The following is a 20,319-nucleotide window of genomic DNA, read 5'->3' on the forward strand; positions in this document are numbered from 1 at the left end:
GGCCCTCGGAGAGCCAATGGTAGCGGCGCGCCACCTTGCTGTCACCGTTCATGCCTTGCTGCACCACGACCCAGCGACCGTCATCGGTGACGATGAAACCATGCAGGTAAAGATCGAAACCGTCCTGGACAGCGGCGCTGTCGACCTTGGCGACAAGCCGGCTGACGGTGGCAAGGCCCGTTCCGTCGAAGCCGACGCGTTGGCCGATGGCCTCCAGCTCATGCGGGGTTTTGCGCGAATGCGCGCCGCGACCACCGCAGACATGAATGCCGAGCTCGCCGGAGAGCGGCGTGAGGCCACGCTTCAAAGCGCCCACGACGCTGGTCGTGATCCCCGACGAGTGCCAATCCATGCCCATGACAGCACCAAAGGACTGGAACCAGAATGGATGCGCCAGCCGCCGCAGCAGCTCGTCTCGACCATAGTGATGAATGATCGCCTCGCACATCACAGCGCCAAGACGCGTCATGCGGTCGCCGAGCCATTTCGGCACGCGCCCGCCATGGAGTGGAAGATCAGCACTTCCCGATCGTTGCGTCACGTCTGCTACCTGTTCTGGTGTCCGTCATTCTCTTAACAGATAGGCAGCCCAACCGCGCAAGGAAGCATGGACACTTCCACTCGGGCCGGGTTAGCGGACGTCAAGTCCAGTTCGAGAGAACCGTTTCCATCTCAACCGTCTCGACCTGCTGCGCGAAACGTTGGTGGTAAACGGTCAGCAGTGCATCATGGGTTGCGTCGGAAGAACTGCACAGCGCGTCCGTGACGAGAACCACGCGATAGCCGAAATCGATGGCCCCGAGCACGGTGGCGAGAACGCAAACATCTGTTTCGCCACCGGTAATGACCAACGTATCGATGCCGCGCTCCACCAGAAGGGCTCTGAGGCGCCCTTCGAACCAGGGCGAGTAGATGTGCTTGTCGATGATCGCCGCTGGCGGGCAGTAGCCGGCTAAAGACGGCAACAGTTCGGTCATTTCGGGCCCGATCGTCTCGATCGTCAGGGAAGCCCAGCGCTCATAATAGCGCTTCCATGTGCCGACGCCCTGCCCCGGCTTTTCGGCTGGCAGGAAGCGTGTAAAGACCGTCTGTGGCGCGCGTCTTTCGACCAGCCTCTCGATCTGCGGGAGAACCCGGGTGATCCAGGGCGTTGCCCATTGAGACGGCTCGGCAAACAGCCGCTGCATATCCACGCAGACATGCATGCATCGATCGCCGAGAGGTCCGTATGCCAGCCCCGGCATCGACATCAGCGCTTCTCCGACCGACGATGCATTTCCCTGTTTCCTCCCTTTGTCGGCAAAGACACGCAACGCCGCGCGCAAGCACTGGTTCCTGAGATAGCCACAGGAACCGACGCAAATGGCTGGCGTTTCCGCTGAGATGAATGGAGGTGCTCGCATGAGACCGCGCGATGGACGTTGGAGCCGCAAGTCAGCCGGGGCGCCAAAATGGAACTGAGCGGAGGATGTCTCTGCGGCACGATTCGCTTCCGCGTTGGAAGCGAACCGAGAGTGCATTATTGCCATTGTGATATGTGCCGGCGAACGACCGGCAGTGCGTTCGCGGTTCTGGCCTGGGTGCCTTCCCAAAGCGTGACCTGGACCAATGCGACGCCGACCTATCGCAGATCTTCACCGATTGCCCGGAGGGGCTTCTGCTCCGCCTGCGGATCGCCGCTCAGCCTTGCCTATGACGCATCGCCCGGAGAGATCGCGCTGCATGTCGGAACGTTCGACGATCCGGCTCGCCTGGAGCCGCGCTACAATTATGGATCGAGGCAGCGACTTGGCTGGGTTTGCTGCGGAATAGACCTGCCGCACCACGATACCGAGGAGCGATGGTAAAACCATGTCTGAAGGGCAAGCCAGATGAGCATCTTTTACCGGGCGGCCAAGATTGCCGAAGAGGTCCACGCAGCACAGCGCGACAAGACCGGGCGACCGTATATCGAGCACTGCCGCCGGGTCGTCGACGCGGTCGAAACCAGGGACCAGAAGGTCGTCGCCTATCTCCATGACGTCGTGGAAAAGGGCGAAGGCTGGAACCGGACCAGGTTGGACGAGGCCGGTTTTGGCCCGACGATCGCTTCGGCCGTCGACGCCATGTCGCGCAGGGATGGCGAGGACTACTTCGCGTTCGTGCGACGAGCGGCATCGAATCCACTGGCGCTGCCGGTGAAGCGCGCGGATCTGGCGGACAATATCTGGCAGGCCCGACAGGTCGGGGCATCGACTATCAAATATGAGGAGGCACTACGCATCCTTTATGACGAGTTTCCGCGCCGTCAGCACCAGCCTTGAATTCAGATCGCCCCGCTGCGAACGGGCAATCTACTCCGGGACGTGGGGCGTGTGCCGTCTGTCCTCCGCGGGCTCAGCATCGATGCGCGCCTTTTCCGGATCGAATGCACCATGACGTGCAATGGGCCGCGCCGCGGTTTCAGGCGTCTCGTATGCCCACATGAAATCGTCAGCCGAGCTGCCCACCGCATGGACGCGCCAGTAGCTCGCGGTGCCTTTCGAAGGGGAGCGGCTGGTGGTGTTCGTCTTTTCGAAAAGGTCGAAATAGATGTCTTCGAAAGGGACGTAGAACACGGGCTCATGTCCTTCTTCCTGAAGCACTTTCGCCCGTTCCGTAGCAGCGACTATGGCGTCGGAAAATCGTACCGTCACCGTGCCGACAAACGGTTCTATGGCCAGCTGGCCAGCATGGTGTGCTGAGATTGCGTCTGAAGCTTGCATTCAAATTCTCCCTGGCTGCCGATTGATTGCGAGGCCGCATTTGGTTCGTCATGCATGGAGACGAAATGCGCGGCGATGCGTCAGGTTCCGGCCTGTATTATGAGGTCGGATGACGACCTCACTTCAGCGCTTGCCATGGCTGTCGAGAAACGCAGCCAACAATCGCGAAACCTGATCAGAAGCCTCACGCGTCGGGAAGTGTCCGATGCCATCCAGCACCACGCGCCTGTAGAACGCGGTGAAATGCTCTTCGAGCCCCTCTGAGGACTGGGCAAACACAACGCGGTCGGCGCCACCATGAAGCGTCAGGATCGGCACCGTGATGATCTTGACCGCTGCTTGCCGGCGGGCGAGTTCGGCATAGCGTGGATCGGGCTCGGCCTCTTCCCATCGGACCCGATAGGAATGCAACGTCACTTCCGCCCAGTCAGGATTTTCGAACGAACTCGCGACACCATCGAAAATAGCGTCGTCGAACCAGCCTGATGGACCCCAGCTGTCCCACTGGTATCTGGCGAATTCCTTGCCGTTGTTTCGTACGAACTCGGCGCCCCGTGCCGTCGCCATGAACCATTGATACCAAAATGCTTTCGCTTGTCCGGGCGCCGGCGTTGCTGGTTTGCCTGGTTGCCAGCCGAGCGACAGCGCAGCACAGCACTTGATGCGGTCCGGGAAAACCGACGCGAGCAGATAGGATATCCGGGCGCCCCAATCGTGTCCGACGACTGCAAAGCGGCTGAGGCCAAGCGCATCGGCAAAATCCAGCACATCCTGCGCCATCGCGGCAATCTCGCCCGAGCGCATGATTTCTTTTGACAGGAACGATGTCGGCCCGAAGCCTCGCAACCAAGGCGAAAAGGTCCGGAAGCCAGCTTCATGAAGGACCGGCGAAATCCGAGCGTATGTCGTCGCGTCGTCGGGCCAGCCATGCAGCAGGATAACCGGGGCGCCGTCCTGCGGTCCACCATCGAGATAGGCGACGCGCAGCAGAGGTGTGTCGCAATGTGAGACGGAGTTCATTGGCTCTGAGGCGCAATAGCTGGCTCTGGCCTGGCGGCATGGTCAACCTGTGGGTTCTTGTTGATGGTGCCGGTGTTGGCTTTCATCGGCTCGATATTGTTGTCGCAGGCGCCGAGCGTAAGGCCAGCGGCCAGGGCCAGGAGTGAAAAGAACCTCTTCATCGAAACCTCCTCTGGTTGCTGTCCGGCAAACGAGGTTCCACCAATTTGGTTGCCTGATCGTCCTCTCAAGACGCCACGGCATCTGACGATCAACGCTTCAAGCTATTGGAATCGGCTGCAACTGTCGGATCAGGCAAAACCGGGCCACGTTCAGTCTCCGAACCCTCAGCCTCGATCTCCTGCACGGCCTGGTCCCAGTGCTCCTGCTCGCGGCCAGCTGGCCGGCCCTCTTGTTCCCAGATTTCATGGGCTCGCCGTTTGATCTTTTCTTCCCTGCTGTCCATGGCCAGATCCTCCAATTCGTCAGTCTCAATTCCGGGCCATATTTTTTGTTCCTCCTCTGTCGGGAACAGCCGCTGCCGGAGCCGCGATTTCGGGGAAGGCGCTTGTGGATTGCGTGAGACGAAACCGCTTGGTAATTTTCGTACTGATATTTTTTCGTGACACACCGATGCCCGCAGCTTTATGAATTAGGCTATCGGCCAGCGCCGAGCACGTCCCTCTCCGATCCCACTGCCCGGCGCTCAATGCCTGATCGCCCGCCGCACCAATATGGCGGGCTGTTGCTTCGATTGGAGGTGACGCCCATGCGGGAATTGCCGAAAGACATCGACGCCGATGTGGTCATCGAAATCAGCAAGCTGCTGGACGACAGCCCGCTTTTCGTCCCGGTGCGGGTCCATGAACTTGCGGCCAGGGTGAGGCAGAGGGTGAAGACCGGCCTGCCGGATCTTTCGATCGAGGAACTGATCGTGGAGATGGCCTCCGTACGTCAGCTGGCCATGGCCTTCGATCTGCCTGGATCGGAGAATGTCGTGCAAATCCCGGTGCGGTATAGCCGCTAGCACCGCGGCATCACACGCTCCATCCGGAGGTCAGGACAAGCGATGCCTCAAACATCTGCGCACCGATCTCATCGCGTACTTTGACGGTTACCTTGACGAAATCGCAGTCGGGCATTTCGTCTTGGGCAACATCCTGCAAATACGAATTGCTTCCGCTCTGGCTTGTTCCCGGGATTCGAACAGCTGCCCGTTATCATCGGGTATCGCGCCGTCACCGTTTTGAAGATCGAAATAGTACCACTTCATTTTCGGGCCACGCTGGAAACATCTGGCGGGTCAATGTTTTCGCTTTATTGGTGGTTCCTGCCCGCTCGGCGGCCGTGCTGGTGAAGACGTGGTCGTTCAACGCACCGCAGCGCGAAGCGCCGATAGGAAAAGCATAAGCAACGCCAAGGCGTTGAGGCCGGCGGCGATGGCATGCGAATACTCCCATTGGCGCCGCAGCAGCTCCCAGTTTTCAGGCAGGACAGTCCAGTTCCGGGTCGCCTGATTGATTGGATAGGTCAGCGTCCAGAAGGCAAATTGCGTGGCGCCGATGCTGAGAAAGGCGACAACAACCAAGCCGAAAGATGCACTCGCTCGGTAGAGCAGGATCGCCAGGGCGGCCGTAGAGAGCAATGCTCCCAGCACTACGATGGCGAACAGGCTCCATCCATCATAGGCGCGTTGCGCAGCCAGATAGTTCGGCCCGTCGACCTTCATCTTGTTGAACATCGTGAAGAAGTGCGCGGCGGCCGGAACGAAAGCCAATACAACGAAAATGAAGCTGACCACTCTCAGACTATAAATTGCCATATCCGGTCTCCTCTCAGGAGAGAGCTAGGGCAATCGGCAGAGTTGAAAAGGTCGTTTTAGCGGCGGCTTTCGCCCGCGATCGTATGATCTCAAGCGAGGTCGTTTTTTAGCCCTCACTCAACTATCTCGGAACATTTTTTTTGGGTGCTGGTTCTACGCCCTGAAGGGACGAACCTTACCCAGGGAGATTTCCCCATGAAACATGTTCTCATTACCAGCATGCTGGCGATCGGGCTCGGCTGTGGAACGGCGATGGCTCAGACACAACAGCCCGAAAGCCAGTCTGGCGCAGACGCCAATTGCGCTTCCGGGCAGGCTGACTGCCAGGGCGGTTCCAAGATGGGCGAGCAGGCTCAGGGCAAGGCCAAGCTGAAGACCGATAAGCAGGCTCAGGGCAAGGCCGGCACAACCGATCAGCAGGCCCAGGACAAGACCAAGCTGAAGACTGACGAGCAGGCTCAGGGCAAGGCCGGCACCACCGCCGACCAGCAGGCTCAGGACAAGGCCAAGATGCAAACCGACGAGCAGCCTCAGGGCAAGGCCGGCACCACCACCGACCAGCAGGCTCAGGACAAGGCCAAGACGCAAACCGACGAGCAGGCTCAAGGCAAGGCCGGCACCACCACCGACCAGCAGGCTCAGGACAAGGCCAAGACGCAAACCGACGAGCAGGCCCAGGGCAAGGCCTCGACACCGGACACGACGTCGACCGGTTCCATCAACAACGTGACGGTGGAGCAGAAGACCCAGTTCACTCAGATCATCCGGGAGACGAAGGTCGAGCCTGTGTCCAACGTCGATTTTGACATCACCGTCGGCGTCGAAGTTCCGCGGCAAAAGGTCAGGCTGCATCGTTTGCCGGCTCGTATCGTCAAGATCGTTCCCGCTTACGAAAGCTACGAGTATTTCGTGCTTGCGGACGGCCGGATCGTGATCGTTGATCCGGATACGTTCAAGATCGTCCTGATTTTGACCTGATATGTCCGAGCAGTGGTCCGCCCTCCAGAGGGCGGACCGCCATTGCTGGGCTGCTATGGATTCAAAGCGACCCGCAAAAGGGACTGCAAGCGGCAGGTGATACACCCTGCCACCGCATCGCCAGGGCTAGAGACGCCCGAGCACGACCAGGATAATGACTATAAGCAGCAGAAGACCGAGGCCGCCGCCGCCGTAATAGCCGGTGCCGTAGAATGGCCCGCCGCCAAGCCCACTAAAACCGCCAAGCAATGCGATAATCAGAATGATGATAAGAATTGTGCCGAGACCCATGACTTGCTCTCCTGTTTGCGGCTTCGCGCCTTAGACGGAGCGGCGGTCGCCGGCTGATGTGATTATGAACTCGCTACAAGCCTTCCTGTTCCCGACTGAGACCGCATCGACGCTGCCAGGTTCAAGGATGTCAGGCGAACAAAGGTCACCCCGAGACGCCCAAGTAGCCCCGGTCTTTCAGCAATCCAGCGAGATGGGCGGCGTTTGATGCTGCCATTTCGATCGCACCCGAGACTTTTTCCGGAGTCGTCGGCAGATCGACATAGTTGACCTCCTGCATGGCCTCGCCGACCCAGTAGACCCCGCCATTGGCCGGGATGGTGAAGCCAACATCGTTCAGTGCCTGAAAGCATTCCGCGTGGCAGTGATGCGCACCGTCCTCATTGCCGACGATGGCCACCAAGGCCACCTTTCCTGCTGCCGGCATGCGCCCTTTGTCATCGGTCTCCTCGAGAAACGCATCCATCCGCTCCAGGACGCGCTTGGCCACACTCGAGGGCTGACCAAGCCAGATCGGGAGGCCGAGTACGAAAATGTCGGCCCCCAGTATTTTTTCTCTGAGTTTCGGCCAATCGTCGCCCTCGCCCATGTCGGAGAGCACGCCGGGCTTGATATCGTGACTGAGCGCACGCACGATCTCGCCCTTCACCTCGTATTGCATCAGCGCCGCCAGGACATCGGCGAGCAACCGATCGGTGGAGGATTTTTCTCTGTCGTTCGAAGCTTTGAGCGAGCAATTAAGTGCGAAGGCCGTGAGCGGCATGTGAATCTCCCTGCATTGTCCTAATTGCAATCGCCCCGACTTCTTCACGACAGCCCATGCGGGATCGCCCGGCATTTCAACGCCAGGATTGAATGCTTGTTCCGTAGCCGGGCCAGCAGAGAGAGTGGCCCCCTCCTCCCACTTGATGACGGTCCAGCCGGCTCAGAGCGGGCTGGCTCTTGAGCACTGACCACCGCTGGAGAACAGGCGGCGGTGAGCGACGCCGGCGGAAACCGGGGCGGGCAACCTATTTGACCGCTCGTCGTTTTCTCCTGAATTCCTGAGAATGGATAGACGATGCTCGTCCAGACCCTCGAAGCAGGCGATATGCAGCTGGCTGTATCCATGGCCGGCGATCCAGGTCGACCGGCCTTGATCCTTCTGCACGGCTGGCCCCATTCCCGGAAAATCTATGATGGTGTGATCGATGAACTCGGCACGCGATACTTTACGCTGGCTTTCGATCTTCCGGAGATCGGTGGATCGCGTGGCACTCCGCCGTCGGCGGAAAAGAAGGTTCTTATGCTCCTGCGGAGTTAGCGCAATGTCCGCAAGGTGATCGAATATCGATGCAGGTCAACTGGCGGAATGCTGTGCTCCCATTCCGTGCGCGATCGTCCAGTCATGAGATACGCCGACCTTGGTTCGACGACGATGGTCCGGCGATCCCACTTGGCGCCATTCTTCCGCCGGAGCCGGAAGCTGCAAGGCGCCAGCAACGAAACACCCGCAACGTCTTCGAAATGAGGCTTGTCTCGATGCCAGCCGATGCCGGCGCCGGGACGGTATTCATTGATCAACACTTGCGCGAAGGCCTCGGCGGGCTTGCCTGCCAACGCCGCGATCTGGTCGCGCAGGGCCAACAGGAAGTTAGGGATCGGCGGGGCCTCGACTACCTGGCGCCTATCGTAGTCGTAGCGCAGGCCAAAACCCACGACGCGCCGGTTTGCCAGATGGCCATGGAAATCGAACGCCTCGAAAGGCAGGCCTTCGAGATGCCGGGCGAGTTCGGTTTCTTCTTGCGCGGTGATAAGATCAGGCTGGTAGAGGAAGCCTTCCGGCAGGTCGTCGGCAGCACCAAAGAGATCGTGCTGGAGCCCGGATGAGCCGGAGCCGAGTGTTTTCGATTTGGGTGCCGCCATCCCAGCTAGATGGTGAAGGCCAGCCCGCCTGGCAATATCGGAACCGAGCCAGCATCTGCACCCCACCCTGTGGACATCACCGCATCGGACAAAGCCTGCCAATCCGGAGATTATCGGGGTGACGGTATTCTACTCAGGATTTCGCGGGCATGCCTTGAATGCGACCGAGGGGGTTGCATGCATGTACGTACGGTTCTTACCAAACCGCGAGCCTTCGTTGCCAGTTGATTGTCAGCAACTAGATTGGCAACGCGGCATCCCCAAAACATGCCGCGGTGGCCGGCGCGGGTTTGGGCAACGGTGTCTCACCGGCATCATCGCGTCGGCCACTCGAAATGTCTTCTTGGCGGTTCAGTGGCGGAGAAGCCTCTGTTGGCCTCGGCCCTCAAGCGAGTGGCCGCTCCTGCCTCGCGGGATGCTTCGAGCCCAAATCTCCGATAAGCCGGCGGTACTGGGTTTCGGGTGGACCGTAAGAGTCTCGTGCCAACTTTATGAGACCATCTCGATCGCGGATCGTGATCTCTCCGCGGCGCGCCCGGATATAGCCGTAACTCTCGATCATCTGGAGACCCACGGTAACCCCCGGACGCCTCACACCAAGCATGATGGACAGAAATTCATGGGTTATCATAAGCCTGTCGCCGACAGTGCGGTCGCTGCACATCAAAAGCCATCTTGCCAGTCGAACTTCCAGGCTCTGCCGCGCGTTGATCGATGCCGTATAGCTTGTCTGAACATGGAAATATTGGACATAGCGCAACAGGAACGACCGCAATGTAGGGCTGTCCTCCAGGGCTTCGACGAAGGGGGCAGCCTCTATCCGGAGAGCCTCGCATGTCGACTGGACGTAACAGTCAAAGTTGGCCTGGTCGTCCCCCATGACCAGGGCCGAACCGGTCATTCCTTCGAACCCGATGATTCCGACTTCGGCTTCGGTCGCAGGCGAAGTCCTCGCCACTACCGAGGCCAGCCCGCTTTCCAGAAAATAGACGGCTTCGATCTTCTGCCCCGCGGTCTCCAGCGGCGCGCGCAACTCAAGAAAAACACTCGCCAGATGCGGACGTAGCCGCGCGAAATCGTCCGCGCTCATGCGGCGAAGCAATTCGCTCTTGGCTTGCAGTGTCTGGTAATCCACGAGACTCTTTTCCCTTGGGCAAGAGCACTGGGATCTCTTAGCCGGCCGCCCGTCTAACGAGCGGACGGTAACGAACCATAGACTTCGTCTCGCGCAGCACTAGACGAGCCGGCGCGTTGGTATGAAACCGACAGTTACTGCTGAAGACTCGAAGGCCTTGTTGGCTGACCATCTTTCGCCGCAAACGAGCCTCCCGCAGGATAGAGGCGCGATCGAACCCGAGGAGCGATATGATATCACGTATCTGCTGTTCAGTGGCGCCTGTATCCCGCGCAAGCGCGGTTATCGCGACTACTGGCAGACCGGGGCGCTCGGGCGCCTTTGCCATGCAACGCCATGCCTCGTGACGGGCAAGAGCGATGGTCACTCCCAAGCGTCAGCGCCCAATTGTGCTGCTGACGATTTCCTTTTGTACGCTTCCGTACAGAGCTTTGCGAGTCAATTCGGGCCGAGGCTGATTTGAGGGTTCTTGCGTCCTTGCGTCGTCCGTCCGTCGCCCCGAAATTCTTCGGAACGATTGCCCGGCTGAGAGGTTCAAATATTCCACCCAACAGGAGTCTCGAACGATGGATCACACCAACCACGTACGCCTCACAAGCACCGAACTGACGCCAGACATTCTCGAAGACGCCACCATTTACGACGCGGACGACAACAAGGTCGGCAGCGTTTCGCACGTCCACGGCTCTGGAGCTGCCAGTCAGGTCGTCATCGATGTCGGCGGCTTTCTCGGCATAGGTGCCAAGCCGGTGGCCGTTCCCGCGAGCCAGTTGGAATTCATGCGCGATGAAGACGGCGACGTTCACGCGGTGACGAACTGGACCAAGGATCAGCTCAAGAGCATGCCCGAGCATCACGATGCATGATTTCGAGGACTTCACCTTGAACGGGAGCGGCCGCTTGGCCGCTCTCCGAACGTCCCTTTGGCGCGACAGGATGACAGACGATGCGGCGCGAGACCGGAGCCTGCTTCTGCGGAGGGATCGCCGCAGCCATGGACGGAGAGCCTTTCTGGATATGCTACGATCACGACGACGATTGCCGCCGGGCCATCGGAAGTCCGATGACAATCTGGATCGGTTACCGGCCTGAGCAATTTCAGCTTCTTAGAGGGACACCGAAGGCCTTTTCCAAAACGCCAGGCGTCACCCGCACGTTCTGCCCGGGGCTGTGGAAGCTCGATAGGCTATAGCGACGAAGGTCTGCCGGACGAGTTCTACGTGACGGTCGGTTTTCTTGACAAACCTGAAGGTTTTCAGCCGCAAGCCCATGCCTATTGGGATCTGAGGCTACCGTACATCGAGTTTGATGACAGCCTGCCACGCATCGACCGATATTCGAGGAAGCGCGACCCGAAGTTGGGCAACCCGCGCGACCGGTAGTCGCCGTGCAAGGCGCGAAGGCATCGGCGGAACCTGAAGATCGCTAACGGGTTATTCGGGCAGACCCGTCGGGTGCCACCATGCCATCGACCGTGATCCGAAACGCACAATACGACCCCGCCACCAGGATCCTCTCGGTCTGGTTTGTTCCGAGCGGCAAACGTTACGACTATGAGGATGTTGCTCCGGTAACTTATGCCGCTTTCACCAAAGCTTCCTCAAAAGGCCGCTTCTTCAATGAATTCATCCGAGATCGCCATCGGTATCGCCGCGTGGCGTGACAAGTTCGGACATGAGCAGACGATGCACGGAACCTGACCCGCATCGTCTCGTTGACGTCTCGTCGAAGCAAACCAGGCAATGACAATTCATCTGGATATGCTCGGGACCGGCAAAGATCGATCGGAACAGGCTTCAAGGGAGTTCAAGAGCCATGACGGCCAAGAAGCAGAAGACCGAAAGCAAGGACAAGAAGGCGCTGCGCTTGGCAGAGACCACCGACGTCTCACCCAAGCAGGCCAAGGAGCTTATGAAAAAGCATGGCAAGGACAGCCCCAAGGTCGAGAAAGAAGCCAGAAACTTCAAGGCGGAAGGATAGGATCCGCATTGAGGCCCGGCTTGCATGACCCCTGCAGGGGATCGGCCGCCAGGCAATTCGGGATTAAGGGGGTTCGCCGGCCTTTTCGGCCGCGAGCGCAAAGGGGAAGCGCAGCACCAGGTTGCGGTTCTCGTCAAAAATCTCGAAGGCCAATCCGGTACGCAGCGGCTTGCCATGCAGCAGCTCTTCGGCGAGGATTTCCTTCGCCGACGCCATCGCGTTTTCCTCGGCGCTCGCGAGATCAGAAAATTCCTGGCCCTCGGGATCCTCCTGCAAGCTTCCGCTCTCGTCTCGAAGGTCGAAAAAGTACCTGGACATGCCGACTGAACTCCTCATTGCGATGATGGAATCGGAAGCGCCAGCCTCAGATTTCAGTGCCTGATGTACCTGGATTGTCGAAGAGCACAGTCAGGCCATGCTCGATGGCGCAGGCCGCAATCAGATCATCGAAGGCCTTTCCCGAAAGCGGGCAACTTGGCATCACCTCCCGAATTGCGGTTCCGGCCTTGGCGGTAGAGATCACATCGTGGCGTTTCTTGCGTGTCTCGACATATTGCTGGACCAGGATTTTCAGGCGCCTCACCGCAACATCGTCCGTAAACATGGATTCCTCAGCCAATGCCTGAAGTATGGCTGTCGGCGTGATCATCGTGCCGACGGTCTCGGGGTTAGCCGAGATTGCTCGCACAATATTTCCATGGGCAGTTGGTTCCCCCGACCGCTTGCTTGGTAATTTTCGTACAGGGAATGCCCTTGCCCGCGCTTTTACCGAGCCGAACCGACGCCGGGTTTCCGATGCCAATGGCGAGCCTTCAGGCTTGCATCACCTTGCGGCTGTGACGTGCAACGACACTTTCCTCATCGGTCGCAATCACGCGCACCTCCACCTTGCTCTCGGGACGACTGATGATTTCGGCGTGGATGTCGTTGGCGCGTTCTTCAAGCACCACGCCAAGCCAGGTCAATTTTTCGCATATGGCCTTGCGGATGGACGCGGACCGTTCGCCGATGCCGGCGGTGAACACGAGGCATTCAAGACCACCCATCGTGTTTGCAAGCGCTGCTGCTTCCCTCGCCGCGCGGAAGGCAAAAAGCGCCATCGCCTCTTGGGCGCGAGGATCGTTGCTCCCTTCCAGCGTCCTCATGTCGCCCGAAATACCGGATACGCCGAGCAGTCCCGACTTCTCGTAGAGCATCGTCTGCAGCTCCTCAGCCGCGATGCCTCTTTCCAGCAGGAAGTGCAACAGCACGCCGGGATCGATGGCGCCGCACCGCGTGCCCATGACGAGGCCATCCAGGGCCGAAAACCCCATCGTCGTATCGATGCTCTTGCCCTGCTGCAAAGCACAAAGGCTGGCACCATTGCCGAGATGGGCGACGATGGTGCGTTTCGCCGCAAGAGTTGGCGATATCCCGCTGAGCCGCCCGGCGATGTATTCATAGGAGAGACCGTGAAACCCGTAGCGGCGCAAGCCTTGCCCTTCATATTGGCGCGGAAGGGCGAAGCGCCGCACGAGCGGATCGATCGTCTGGTGGAAAGCGGTGTCGAAACAACCGACCTGTGGCAGGTCCGGTTGCAAGGCGGCTATCGCGCGGACCGGCGCGAGACTGCGAGGCTGATGCAGCGGAGCGAGCGGCGTCAGTCTGTCGACGGCGTCGATGATGTCTGGGGTCAGACGGACAGGTTCGATGAACTCGCTTCCTCCATGCACGATGCGATGGCCGGCGCAGAGCAGGTTCCTTTCGCCAATTTCGCCCTGCACCCAATTCAGCATCTCGCCTATGGCTGCGTCACGCGGCTTGTCGATGGCGAGCTGCCGATCGCACTGCACCGTTCCGTCGGCCGCTTTTGCGCGGAGAATGGGTGTGTCGCCCAGGTCCAATGTGCCGCGTAAAACGAGTTGCAGAGCCTGCGACGAGACAAGATCGTAAAGCGCGAACTTGATGCTGGACGAACCGGCATTCAATGCCAGGATCGATTGGCGCATCATTGGCGCGCCTTTGCCGCGCCTTTGTCGGGCCAGCTCCATTTCTGGATTTCGGGCATATCCTCGCCGTGCTCGCGGACATAAGCCCTGTGCTTCACCAACCGGCCGTGGAGTTCGCCGGCAAGCCCTTCAGCCCTTTCGGCCAGTCCCGGCACACGTTCGATGGCGGCAAGCGCGAGGTGGTAGCGATCGAGTTCGTTGAGCACCACCATGTCGAACGGCGTCGTCGTGGTGCCCTCCTCGCGGAAGCCATGCACATGCATGTTGTCATGGTTGGCGCGACGGTAGGTCAGGCGATGAATAAGATAGGGATAGCCGTGATAGGCGAAGATTACAGGCCGTGTCTTCGTGAACAACGCATCGAAGTCTCCATCGGCGAGCCCGTGCGGATGCTCGGTGTTCGACTGCAGCGTCATCAGGTCGACAACATTGACGACACGGATTCTCAGGTTGGGGATCGCAGAGCGCAGAATGTCGGTCGCGGCCAACGTTTCCAGGGTGGGCACGTCGCCGGCGCAGGCCATGACCACATCGGGCTCCTCGCCCTGAGCAACCGTACCGGCCCATTCCCAGATGCCCGCCCCCGCCTTGCAATGCGCTTCGGCTTCTTCAATGGACAGCCATTGCGGTGCCGGCTGCTTGCCTGCGGTAATGACATTGATGCGGTTATAGGTTCTCAGGCAATGATCGGTGATCCACAGCAGGGTGTTGGCATCCGGCGGAAAATAGAGCCTTACCGTATCAGCCTTCTTGTTGGCGACCAGATCGGCAAAGCCCGGATCCTGATGGCTGAAACCATTGTGATCCTGCCGCCAGACATGCGAGGTCAAAAGGTAATTGAGCGAGGCGATCGGCTTGCGCCAGGCAAGCTCGCCGGAGGTCTTCAGCCATTTGGCATGCTGGTTGACCATCGAATCGACGATGTGGATGAAGGCCTCATAGCATGAGAACAGGCCGTGGCGGCCGGTGAGCAGATAGCCTTCAAGCCAGCCCTGGCAGAGGTGCTCGCTGAGTACCTCCATGACACGTCCGTCACGGGAAAGATGGACGTCGTAGGGTTCAATGCGCTGCATCCAGAGCCGATCGGTAACTTCGAAGACCTCGTCGAGGCGGTTGGATGACGTCTCGTCCGGCCCCATCAGGCGAAAATTCCGCGCCTCGGCATTGAGGCGGAACACCTCGCGAAGATAGCTTCCGCAAATCCGCGTCGCTTCAGCGATGACGCCTCCCGGACGAGGAACTTCCAGCGCCAGGCTTTTCCAGTCGGGAAGCACAAGATCGCGTTTCAACAGTCCGCCATTCGCGTACGGGCTTGCGCCCATGCGCTTTGTCCCTGTTGGGGCAAGTGCCGCGAGCTCTGGCAACAGGTGCCCGCTTTCATCGAACAGCTCCCCCGGTTCGTAGCTTCGCATCCAGTTTTCGAGGATCTTGCGGTGGCCCTCATTTCCGCGTGCGTTCGACACCGGCACTTGATGCGAGCGCCAGAAACCCTCGACCTTCTCGCCATCGACCTCCTTGGGACCTGTCCATCCCTTGGGGCTGCGCAGCACGATCATCGGCCATTGCGGGCGTTGACCATCCCATCCCGGAGCCCGTGCCTGTTCCTGAATGGACCGGATGCGATCGAGCACCATGTCGAGCGTCGCGGCCATCGACTGGTGCATGACAAGCGGCTCGTGTCCTTCGACGAAGAACGGTTCGTAGCCATAGCCGGCGAAGAGATTTCGCAACTCCTGATCGTCCATGCGGCCGAGGATCGTTGGATTGGCGATCTTGTAGCCGTTGAGATGCAGGATCGGCAGGACTGCGCCGTCCGACATCGGGTTCAGGAACTTGTTGGAATGCCATGCCGCCGCGAGCGGACCGGTCTCGGCTTCGCCGTCACCAACGATACAGGCAACCACCAGATCCGGGTTGTCGAAGGCCGCACCAAAGGCGTGAACCAACGCATATCCCAATTCACCACCCTCATGGATGGAGCCTGGCGTCTCGGGCGCGGCATGGCTTGGCACGCCGCCGGGGAAGGAAAACTGCCGGAACAGTTTCCTGAGGCCGTCTTCGCCCTGCCCGATATCGGGATAGATCTCGCTATAGGTGCCCTCGAGCCAGGTGTTGGCGACCATTGCGGGACCGCCATGGCCCGGCCCGCAGATAAACAGAACATCGAGGTCGCGTTCGCGGATAACGCGGTTCAGATGCACGTAGAGAAAGTTCAGCCCCGGCGTCGTGCCCCAATGGCCAAGCAGCCGCGGCTTGACGTGTTCGGCCTTCAACGGTTCGCGCAACAGCGGATTGTCGAGCAGATAGATCTGGCCGACCGAGATGTAATTCGCGGCGCGCCAGTAGCGGTCCATGAGGTCGATCCGTTCGTGGCCGATAGCCTGCGGCGTCGCGGCAGCCTTGTCGTTCATCGACATCTCCAGCTTCGGTTCGCTGGTGATAACTGGGGCATCTTTGCGCTTGAGCAACCCCTGACTGACGCCGTCCGGGACGGCGTCGCGACCCGCGCGGCCGAGAGACCGGACGCGACCTCGGCCGGGCTTGCGGCCCCTGTCCGCAAATAGGCGGGAACCTTGAAGTCCTCCGGCGGTTAGAAACTGGAATCGCGAAGGCCAGGCTCAAGGCAGGTACCGCGAAGGATAGCCTCGAAGCGTTGCACCAAAGGGAGCTAAAAGATGCTCGATCTTCCTCGTGCCCGTGATCGAATGGTCAATATCCATGTCGGCCGGCGTGGCATCCATGACCGTGAGATTCTGCTGGCAATGCGCGAAGTTCCACGCGAGGCCTTCGTCGAACCCGGCTTCGAGGAATTTGCTTACGAAGATACCCCGCTGCCGATCGCCGACGGCCAGACCATATCTCAACCCTACATTGTCGCGTTTATGATCGAGATGGCGGATGTCAAACCGGGTGACCATGTGCTCGAAATTGGCACCGGCTCGGGGTACGCGGCCGCGGTGATGAGCCGGTTGGTCGAACAGGTCTACACCATAGAGCGTCATCCCGGTTTGGCCGAAACCGCGAAGCGGCGGTTTGAAAAACTCGGCTACCAAAACATCGAGGTTCGGACAGGCGATGGCACCAAGGGCTGGCCGCAGGCGGCGCCGTTCGACGCCATCGTGGTGACAGCCAGTGGTCCCGGCGCACCGCTCGCCCTTCAGGAGCAACTCGATGTCGGCGGCAGGCTCGTCATTCCGGTCGGCGACGACCCGGATTTGCAACGTCTGCTCAAAGTCACCCGGACAGGCGCCGCAACCTATAGCGAGGAGGATTTCGGCGGCGTGCGCTTCGTCCCTCTGATCGGCGAGCAGGGTTGGTCGGAAAACGGCACGGCCACCGACGTTGGTCGTCCGCTTCGACATCCCCATCCGATCAGCCTGCCTGATATGATCGCGGCCGCGGCCGAACCCCTGCCCGATTTCGACGATCCGGCCTTCGGCGCATTGTTCGATCGGTTCGCCGACCGGCGCATTGTTCTGCTTGGCGAGGCAAGCCATGGCACGTCCGAATTCTACAGGGCGCGCGCGGCGATCACCCGCAGGCTCATCGAACGCCACGGCTTCACCATCGTCGCGGTCGAGGCAGACTGGCCCGACGCGGCGGCGATCGACCGCTATGTTCGCCATCGTCGGCCGCGAACCGGCACTGGTGCGCCATTCCAGCGATTTCCGACCTGGATGTGGCGCAACACCGATGTCGCGGCCTTCACCGACTGGATGCGCCGTCACAACGAGAAGCTAGAGCCTTCGGCGCAAGCAGGGTTCTACGGCCTCGACATCTACAATATGAGCGGTTCCATCGGCGCGGTCCTCGACTATCTCGACCGGGTCGATCCCCAGGCAGCCAAGATCGCGCGCGAACGCTATGGCTGCCTGACGCCCTGGCAACACGAACCGTCCACCTACGGCCGCGCGGTGCTCACCGCCGGCTATCAAAAATGCGAAAAAGCGGTGCTGGAACAATGCCGGGACTTGCTCGCCAAACAGCTCGAATATGCAAAAAGGGACGGCACCGACTTTCTCGACGCCAGTCAGAATGCCCGGCTGATCGCGTCCGCCGAACACTACTACCGGATCATGTACTATGGCGGTGCGGAGTCCTGGAACCTGCGCGACACGCATATGTTCGAAACGTTGGAACATTTGCTGCATGCCGGCGGCCCCAACGCCAAGGCCGTGGTGTGGGCGCACAATTCCCATATCGGCGATGCCCGCTTTACCGAGATGGGCGTCGTCAGGGACGAACTGAACATCGGCCAGCTCTGCCGGCAGCGTTTCGGGGATGAGGCAGCGCTGATCGGTATGGGCACGCATTCCGGCACTGTAGCGGCCGCCAGCGACTGGGACGGCAAAATGGAGGTGAAGCAAATTCGCGCGTCGCACGCCGACAGCTACGAACGGCTTTGCCACGATTCCCTTGTGTCGCGGTTCCTGCTCGACCTCGGGCTCGACACAACGCTGCGTGAGCGGCTGCTGAAACGCAGGCTGGAGCGATTCATCGGGGTGATCTACCGGCCGGAAACCGAGCTGGGCAGCCACTATGCGGACGCTTCCCTGCCCCGGCAGTTCGACGCGTTCCTATGGTTCGACAAAACCGCGGCAGTGACGCCACTTGGCCCGGAGCATGCAAGAACCGGCGTTCCCGACACCTACCCGTTCGGGCTTTAGCCGGCGCGCGGCGAACCAATGAAGAAGCTGAGGCGTGGAACCGGAACGAACTATCCGGTCTGCGATTTCAAAACTGCAATCCCCGTCGAAGGAGTTTTCTCATGACCGGAACCAAACATCCGAAATGGAAGAAACCGAGCGATGCCGACTTGGCGAACAATCCTGGTATCGGGACTTCCAAGGGAACGATCAAGGAAGGCGAAGAGTTCGAGCTTGAAGGCGAGAACACGGTCGAAGGTGACGTCGAAAACGACACGACCGCCGCTGGCGGGATCGATCCAAGACAAAAAATGCGGACCAACAAATAGCTGCCCTGCGCGTCGCTGCGATCAACTTCGCCGGAAGGAGTGAACCATGCCACTTGCCCTTAGCAGTGCCGCCTTTGCCGAAGGCGGACAAATTCCCGAAAGATACACACGAGACGGCAAAAACGTATCGCCGCCGCTGAAATGGTCTGGAGTGCCGGACGAAGCAAAGAGCCTCGTTCTCGTCGTTCAGGATCCTGACGCGCCGAGCGGAACGTTTGGTCATTGGGCGGTGTTCAACATCTCCCCGGACACGAGGGAACTTCCCGAGGCCGAAAGCGGCAAGCCGGGTCCGGGCGCCCTCAGGCAAGCAACGAATGATTTTGGCAACGCCTATTACGACGGCCCTGAACCGCCGGTCGGACATGGCGTTCACCATTACCATTTCCGGCTGGCCGCGCTCGACACGCCGAGCCTTGCCATTCCAGCCAGCGTGGGCATCGAGCGCATCTGGCGGGAGGCGCAGAAACATTCGCTTGAGCAGGCTGAACTCATCGGAACCTACGAACGCAATTCGTAAGTTAATGACCAGGGGCGACCGAGGTGGCCTGCTGCACGGAACGGTTCTCCTCCTCGCCGGTTGTCTGGGAAAGGAGATGCCGCCATGTTTGGAGATATCATGTGGTTGGTCGTCGTTGCCGGCGGCCCGTTGCTGCTGATCGTGCTGATGGCCTATGCCGTTATCGCACGCCGTCGGCGTGGACCCGCCGAACAACGGGAGAGCGACCGGGCGACCAACCGGCTATACCAGGACAAGCGTTGATCCGCGTCGGCAAGACAATCCGATTGGCAAGACATCCAATCGGCAAGACATCCAATCGTCAAGACAGGGGATCGTATGCCGCACCGAAGCGACGACGATCCCCAACTACGGTCAGCGCATTATCCTTTGCCGCAACCATGCAAAGAACCTGCCGCTGATGGCTGAGCGGACCCGCGTCGCAGCCCAGCGCGCTTTCATGGTTGAGCCGACGTGGCAATCGCAAACGATGTCGTGCAGCTGCCAGTCGTTCAGCTCGAAAAAGCGCCTTGCCTCACCGTATGTGTCGTCCTTTAAACCCGATGCGCGCAGCACTGGATCCTCGAAGGCGACCGAAATTGCCGTTCCCTCGCCCCGCATCAATGAACGTGCTTCAGGGTGCAGATGTTCGGTGCCTGCAAACGCCCCAAGGCATCGCTCGGGATTACGCTCCAGCAGTTCAGCCCAGCGCTCTATGCGCTGATTTCGTGTCATGGCGGAATAAGCAGCCGACGATTCAATCTTGGCGACGGCATGCAGTTGGTCGAGTGTTTGATGTTTCATGGCCAGCTCCTGTTGAGGCAGCGAAGCGCCCACGCCTTCAAGGGAATTACCGCGCGTTAATGCTTCGACAAGAGCGCCAGGCTGGAGAATTCGACACAACCGGATTGGGCCGGCGGGATCATAAACACGCCGGCTGCGTTCATCGACGGGGGCTGCTTGTGACAAGCCACTGATCCGCGACGGGATGCATCCATGTTCATCC

Annotated in this window: 30 protein-coding genes; 14 read left to right on the top strand and 16 right to left on the bottom strand. The window is 59.9% G+C overall.

All coding sequences use genetic code 11. The annotated features are described in order from the left end of the window. A partial coding sequence (locus EOD15_RS08465; RefSeq protein WP_127408416.1) for a DUF763 domain-containing protein occupies nt 1–541 on the bottom strand: 541 nt, incomplete at its 3' end. Nucleotides 542–641: 100 nt separating this feature from the next. Then, nucleotides 642–1,250 carry a cysteine hydrolase gene (locus tag EOD15_RS08470; protein WP_127267549.1) on the bottom strand — a complete coding sequence of 203 codons (609 nt, stop codon included), beginning with the start codon at nt 1,248–1,250 and terminating at the stop codon, nt 642–644. A gap of 201 nt (nt 1,251–1,451) precedes the next feature. Between EOD15_RS08470 and EOD15_RS08475 the strand changes: the two genes are divergently transcribed. Together EOD15_RS08475 and EOD15_RS08480 are read left to right on the top strand one after the other, a co-directional pair. Next, a complete protein-coding gene (locus EOD15_RS08475; RefSeq protein WP_127380382.1) occupies nt 1,452–1,847 on the top strand; it encodes a GFA family protein in 396 nt (131 codons plus the stop codon). A gap of 24 nt (nt 1,848–1,871) precedes the next feature. Continuing rightward, the gene (locus tag EOD15_RS08480; RefSeq protein ID WP_127323294.1) at nt 1,872–2,303 is read left to right on the top strand and encodes an HD domain-containing protein; all 432 of its coding nucleotides are present in this window, start codon (nt 1,872–1,874) and stop codon (nt 2,301–2,303) included. A 30-nt stretch (nt 2,304–2,333) separates the two neighbouring features. Here EOD15_RS08480 and EOD15_RS08485 read toward each other — a convergent pair whose 3' ends face one another. From EOD15_RS08485 to EOD15_RS08500, 4 genes are all read right to left on the bottom strand, one after another. Next, on the bottom strand, nt 2,334–2,744 hold the full coding sequence (locus EOD15_RS08485) for a DUF427 domain-containing protein (RefSeq protein ID WP_127408417.1): 411 nt from the start codon (nt 2,742–2,744) through the stop codon (nt 2,334–2,336). A gap of 123 nt (nt 2,745–2,867) precedes the next feature. Then, nucleotides 2,868–3,764: an alpha/beta hydrolase gene (locus EOD15_RS08490; protein ID WP_127322901.1), complete on the bottom strand. Its 897-nt coding sequence runs from the start codon at nt 3,762–3,764 to the stop codon at nt 2,868–2,870. Beyond that, entirely contained in the window at nt 3,761–3,925 is a 165-nt protein-coding gene (locus tag EOD15_RS08495) for a hypothetical protein (protein WP_127322900.1), read from the bottom strand. The genes EOD15_RS08490 and EOD15_RS08495 overlap by 4 nt, the downstream gene beginning before the upstream one ends. An 89-nt stretch (nt 3,926–4,014) precedes the next feature. Beyond that, nucleotides 4,015–4,209 (bottom strand): DUF2934 domain-containing protein, encoded by a 195-nt coding sequence (locus EOD15_RS08500; protein ID WP_127267550.1) that lies wholly within the window; start codon nt 4,207–4,209, stop codon nt 4,015–4,017. A gap of 303 nt (nt 4,210–4,512) precedes the next feature. On the opposite strand from EOD15_RS08500, the gene EOD15_RS08505 reads away from it, so the two are divergent. Next, nucleotides 4,513–4,770 carry a hypothetical protein gene (locus EOD15_RS08505; RefSeq protein WP_127267547.1) on the top strand — a complete coding sequence of 86 codons (258 nt, stop codon included), beginning with the start codon at nt 4,513–4,515 and terminating at the stop codon, nt 4,768–4,770. 342 nt (nt 4,771–5,112) lie between these two features. On the opposite strand, the gene EOD15_RS08515 is transcribed toward EOD15_RS08505, so the two are convergent. After that, a complete protein-coding gene (locus EOD15_RS08515; protein WP_127380345.1) occupies nt 5,113–5,565 on the bottom strand; it encodes a hypothetical protein in 453 nt (150 codons plus the stop codon). A gap of 195 nt (nt 5,566–5,760) precedes the next feature. Between EOD15_RS08515 and EOD15_RS08520 the strand changes: the two genes are divergently transcribed. Then, nucleotides 5,761–6,543: a DUF1236 domain-containing protein gene (locus EOD15_RS08520; RefSeq protein WP_127320539.1), complete on the top strand. Its 783-nt coding sequence runs from the start codon at nt 5,761–5,763 to the stop codon at nt 6,541–6,543. A gap of 126 nt (nt 6,544–6,669) precedes the next feature. On the opposite strand, the gene EOD15_RS08525 is transcribed toward EOD15_RS08520, so the two are convergent. Together EOD15_RS08525 and EOD15_RS08530 are read right to left on the bottom strand one after the other, a co-directional pair. Beyond that, the gene (locus EOD15_RS08525) at nt 6,670–6,834 is read right to left on the bottom strand and encodes a DUF3309 family protein (protein ID WP_013531546.1); all 165 of its coding nucleotides are present in this window, start codon (nt 6,832–6,834) and stop codon (nt 6,670–6,672) included. A gap of 145 nt (nt 6,835–6,979) precedes the next feature. Then, complete coding sequence (locus EOD15_RS08530; RefSeq protein WP_127320538.1) at nt 6,980–7,597, bottom strand: NAD(P)H-dependent oxidoreductase; 618 nt, start codon at nt 7,595–7,597, stop codon at nt 6,980–6,982. 297 nt (nt 7,598–7,894) lie between these two features. Here EOD15_RS08530 and EOD15_RS08535 point away from each other — a divergent pair, with 297 nt between their 5' ends. Continuing rightward, nucleotides 7,895–8,137, top strand: a complete 243-nt coding sequence (locus EOD15_RS08535) for a hypothetical protein (RefSeq protein ID WP_185928984.1) — start codon at nt 7,895–7,897, stop codon at nt 8,135–8,137. Here EOD15_RS08535 and EOD15_RS08540 read toward each other — a convergent pair. Both EOD15_RS08540 and EOD15_RS08545 read right to left on the bottom strand, forming a co-directional pair. Further along, nucleotides 8,134–8,739 carry an alpha-ketoglutarate-dependent dioxygenase AlkB gene (locus tag EOD15_RS08540; RefSeq protein WP_127320537.1) on the bottom strand — a complete coding sequence of 202 codons (606 nt, stop codon included), beginning with the start codon at nt 8,737–8,739 and terminating at the stop codon, nt 8,134–8,136. The two genes, EOD15_RS08535 and EOD15_RS08540, sit on opposite strands and share 4 nt — an antisense overlap. 385 nt (nt 8,740–9,124) lie before the next feature. Beyond that, nucleotides 9,125–9,874, bottom strand: a complete 750-nt coding sequence (locus EOD15_RS08545) for a Crp/Fnr family transcriptional regulator (RefSeq protein WP_127320536.1) — start codon at nt 9,872–9,874, stop codon at nt 9,125–9,127. A gap of 566 nt (nt 9,875–10,440) precedes the next feature. Between EOD15_RS08545 and EOD15_RS08555 the strand changes: the two genes are divergently transcribed. From EOD15_RS08555 to EOD15_RS08570, 5 genes are all read left to right on the top strand, one after another. Then, nucleotides 10,441–10,740 carry a PRC-barrel domain-containing protein gene (locus EOD15_RS08555; RefSeq protein ID WP_013531539.1) on the top strand — a complete coding sequence of 100 codons (300 nt, stop codon included), beginning with the start codon at nt 10,441–10,443 and terminating at the stop codon, nt 10,738–10,740. Nucleotides 10,741–10,937: 197 nt separating this feature from the next. Beyond that, on the top strand, nt 10,938–11,066 hold the full coding sequence (locus EOD15_RS36615; RefSeq protein WP_245463612.1) for a GFA family protein: 129 nt from the start codon (nt 10,938–10,940) through the stop codon (nt 11,064–11,066). A gap of 28 nt (nt 11,067–11,094) precedes the next feature. Then, nucleotides 11,095–11,256 (top strand): hypothetical protein, encoded by a 162-nt coding sequence (locus EOD15_RS36620; RefSeq protein ID WP_245463609.1) that lies wholly within the window; start codon nt 11,095–11,097, stop codon nt 11,254–11,256. Between the two features lie 80 nt (nt 11,257–11,336). Further along, the gene (locus EOD15_RS08565) at nt 11,337–11,537 is read left to right on the top strand and encodes a KTSC domain-containing protein (RefSeq protein WP_127320534.1); all 201 of its coding nucleotides are present in this window, start codon (nt 11,337–11,339) and stop codon (nt 11,535–11,537) included. A 152-nt stretch (nt 11,538–11,689) separates the two neighbouring features. Next, nucleotides 11,690–11,854, top strand: a complete 165-nt coding sequence (locus tag EOD15_RS08570) for a hypothetical protein (RefSeq protein ID WP_127320533.1) — start codon at nt 11,690–11,692, stop codon at nt 11,852–11,854. A 63-nt stretch (nt 11,855–11,917) separates the two neighbouring features. Here the strand turns inward: EOD15_RS08570 and EOD15_RS08575 are convergent, their stop codons facing one another. The 4 genes from EOD15_RS08575 to EOD15_RS08590 all read right to left on the bottom strand — a co-directional run bounded on the left by EOD15_RS08575 (nt 11,918) and on the right by EOD15_RS08590 (nt 16,253). Beyond that, nucleotides 11,918–12,130: a hypothetical protein gene (locus tag EOD15_RS08575; protein WP_164749045.1), complete on the bottom strand. Its 213-nt coding sequence runs from the start codon at nt 12,128–12,130 to the stop codon at nt 11,918–11,920. 88 nt (nt 12,131–12,218) lie between these two features. Continuing rightward, complete coding sequence (locus tag EOD15_RS36625; RefSeq protein ID WP_245463610.1) at nt 12,219–12,656, bottom strand: hypothetical protein; 438 nt, start codon at nt 12,654–12,656, stop codon at nt 12,219–12,221. A 10-nt stretch (nt 12,657–12,666) separates the two neighbouring features. After that, nucleotides 12,667–13,845, bottom strand: a complete 1,179-nt coding sequence (locus EOD15_RS08585; protein WP_127320532.1) for an acetate/propionate family kinase — start codon at nt 13,843–13,845, stop codon at nt 12,667–12,669. Then, nucleotides 13,842–16,253, bottom strand: a complete 2,412-nt coding sequence (locus EOD15_RS08590) for a phosphoketolase family protein (RefSeq protein ID WP_127408418.1) — start codon at nt 16,251–16,253, stop codon at nt 13,842–13,844. The genes EOD15_RS08585 and EOD15_RS08590 overlap by 4 nt, the downstream gene beginning before the upstream one ends. A 264-nt stretch (nt 16,254–16,517) precedes the next feature. Between EOD15_RS08590 and EOD15_RS08595 the strand changes: the two genes are divergently transcribed. From EOD15_RS08595 to EOD15_RS08610, 4 genes are all read left to right on the top strand, one after another. Continuing rightward, a complete protein-coding gene (locus tag EOD15_RS08595) occupies nt 16,518–18,509 on the top strand; it encodes a protein-L-isoaspartate(D-aspartate) O-methyltransferase (RefSeq protein WP_127408419.1) in 1,992 nt (663 codons plus the stop codon). Nucleotides 18,510–18,610: 101 nt separating this feature from the next. Next, a complete protein-coding gene (locus EOD15_RS08600; protein WP_013531530.1) occupies nt 18,611–18,817 on the top strand; it encodes a hypothetical protein in 207 nt (68 codons plus the stop codon). Between the two features lie 46 nt (nt 18,818–18,863). Continuing rightward, a complete protein-coding gene (locus tag EOD15_RS08605) occupies nt 18,864–19,334 on the top strand; it encodes a YbhB/YbcL family Raf kinase inhibitor-like protein (RefSeq protein WP_127268875.1) in 471 nt (156 codons plus the stop codon). A gap of 84 nt (nt 19,335–19,418) precedes the next feature. After that, nucleotides 19,419–19,577, top strand: coding sequence for a hypothetical protein (locus tag EOD15_RS08610; RefSeq protein WP_127268877.1), 159 nt, complete (start codon nt 19,419–19,421; stop codon nt 19,575–19,577). Nucleotides 19,578–19,688: 111 nt separating this feature from the next. On the opposite strand, the gene EOD15_RS08615 is transcribed toward EOD15_RS08610, so the two are convergent. Continuing rightward, nucleotides 19,689–20,117, bottom strand: a complete 429-nt coding sequence (locus EOD15_RS08615) for a hypothetical protein (RefSeq protein ID WP_127268879.1) — start codon at nt 20,115–20,117, stop codon at nt 19,689–19,691. Nucleotides 20,118–20,319 lie beyond the last annotated feature (202 nt).

The organism is Mesorhizobium sp. M7A.T.Ca.US.000.02.2.1 (genome assembly GCF_003996995.1).
Lineage (GTDB): Bacteria > Pseudomonadota > Alphaproteobacteria > Rhizobiales > Rhizobiaceae > Mesorhizobium.

Bases quoted from the DNA above. Each gene is read 5' to 3' on its own strand.
- EOD15_RS08470 (WP_127267549.1), bottom strand. From the start codon at position 1,250: ATGTCGATGCCGGGGCTGGCATACGGACCTCTCGGCGATCGATGCATG.
- EOD15_RS08475 (WP_127380382.1), top strand. From the start codon at position 1,452: ATGGAACTGAGCGGAGGATGTCTCTGCGGCACGATTCGCTTCCGCGTT.
- EOD15_RS08480 (WP_127323294.1), top strand. From the start codon at position 1,872: ATGAGCATCTTTTACCGGGCGGCCAAGATTGCCGAAGAGGTCCACGCA.
- EOD15_RS08485 (WP_127408417.1), bottom strand. From the start codon at position 2,744: ATGCAAGCTTCAGACGCAATCTCAGCACACCATGCTGGCCAGCTGGCC.
- EOD15_RS08490 (WP_127322901.1), bottom strand. From the start codon at position 3,764: ATGAACTCCGTCTCACATTGCGACACACCTCTGCTGCGCGTCGCCTAT.
- EOD15_RS08495 (WP_127322900.1), bottom strand. From the start codon at position 3,925: ATGAAGAGGTTCTTTTCACTCCTGGCCCTGGCCGCTGGCCTTACGCTC.
- EOD15_RS08500 (WP_127267550.1), bottom strand. From the start codon at position 4,209: ATGGACAGCAGGGAAGAAAAGATCAAACGGCGAGCCCATGAAATCTGG.
- EOD15_RS08505 (WP_127267547.1), top strand. From the start codon at position 4,513: ATGCGGGAATTGCCGAAAGACATCGACGCCGATGTGGTCATCGAAATC.
- EOD15_RS08515 (WP_127380345.1), bottom strand. From the start codon at position 5,565: ATGGCAATTTATAGTCTGAGAGTGGTCAGCTTCATTTTCGTTGTATTG.
- EOD15_RS08520 (WP_127320539.1), top strand. From the start codon at position 5,761: ATGAAACATGTTCTCATTACCAGCATGCTGGCGATCGGGCTCGGCTGT.
- EOD15_RS08525 (WP_013531546.1), bottom strand. From the start codon at position 6,834: ATGGGTCTCGGCACAATTCTTATCATCATTCTGATTATCGCATTGCTT.
- EOD15_RS08530 (WP_127320538.1), bottom strand. From the start codon at position 7,597: ATGCCGCTCACGGCCTTCGCACTTAATTGCTCGCTCAAAGCTTCGAAC.
- EOD15_RS08535 (WP_185928984.1), top strand. From the start codon at position 7,895: ATGCTCGTCCAGACCCTCGAAGCAGGCGATATGCAGCTGGCTGTATCC.
- EOD15_RS08540 (WP_127320537.1), bottom strand. From the start codon at position 8,739: ATGGCGGCACCCAAATCGAAAACACTCGGCTCCGGCTCATCCGGGCTC.
- EOD15_RS08555 (WP_013531539.1), top strand. From the start codon at position 10,441: ATGGATCACACCAACCACGTACGCCTCACAAGCACCGAACTGACGCCA.
- EOD15_RS36615 (WP_245463612.1), top strand. From the start codon at position 10,938: ATGACAATCTGGATCGGTTACCGGCCTGAGCAATTTCAGCTTCTTAGA.
- EOD15_RS08565 (WP_127320534.1), top strand. From the start codon at position 11,337: ATGCCATCGACCGTGATCCGAAACGCACAATACGACCCCGCCACCAGG.
- EOD15_RS08570 (WP_127320533.1), top strand. From the start codon at position 11,690: ATGACGGCCAAGAAGCAGAAGACCGAAAGCAAGGACAAGAAGGCGCTG.
- EOD15_RS08585 (WP_127320532.1), bottom strand. From the start codon at position 13,845: ATGATGCGCCAATCGATCCTGGCATTGAATGCCGGTTCGTCCAGCATC.
- EOD15_RS08590 (WP_127408418.1), bottom strand. From the start codon at position 16,253: ATGAACGACAAGGCTGCCGCGACGCCGCAGGCTATCGGCCACGAACGG.
- EOD15_RS08595 (WP_127408419.1), top strand. From the start codon at position 16,518: ATGCTCGATCTTCCTCGTGCCCGTGATCGAATGGTCAATATCCATGTC.
- EOD15_RS08600 (WP_013531530.1), top strand. From the start codon at position 18,611: ATGACCGGAACCAAACATCCGAAATGGAAGAAACCGAGCGATGCCGAC.
- EOD15_RS08605 (WP_127268875.1), top strand. From the start codon at position 18,864: ATGCCACTTGCCCTTAGCAGTGCCGCCTTTGCCGAAGGCGGACAAATT.
- EOD15_RS08610 (WP_127268877.1), top strand. From the start codon at position 19,419: ATGTTTGGAGATATCATGTGGTTGGTCGTCGTTGCCGGCGGCCCGTTG.
- EOD15_RS08615 (WP_127268879.1), bottom strand. From the start codon at position 20,117: ATGAAACATCAAACACTCGACCAACTGCATGCCGTCGCCAAGATTGAA.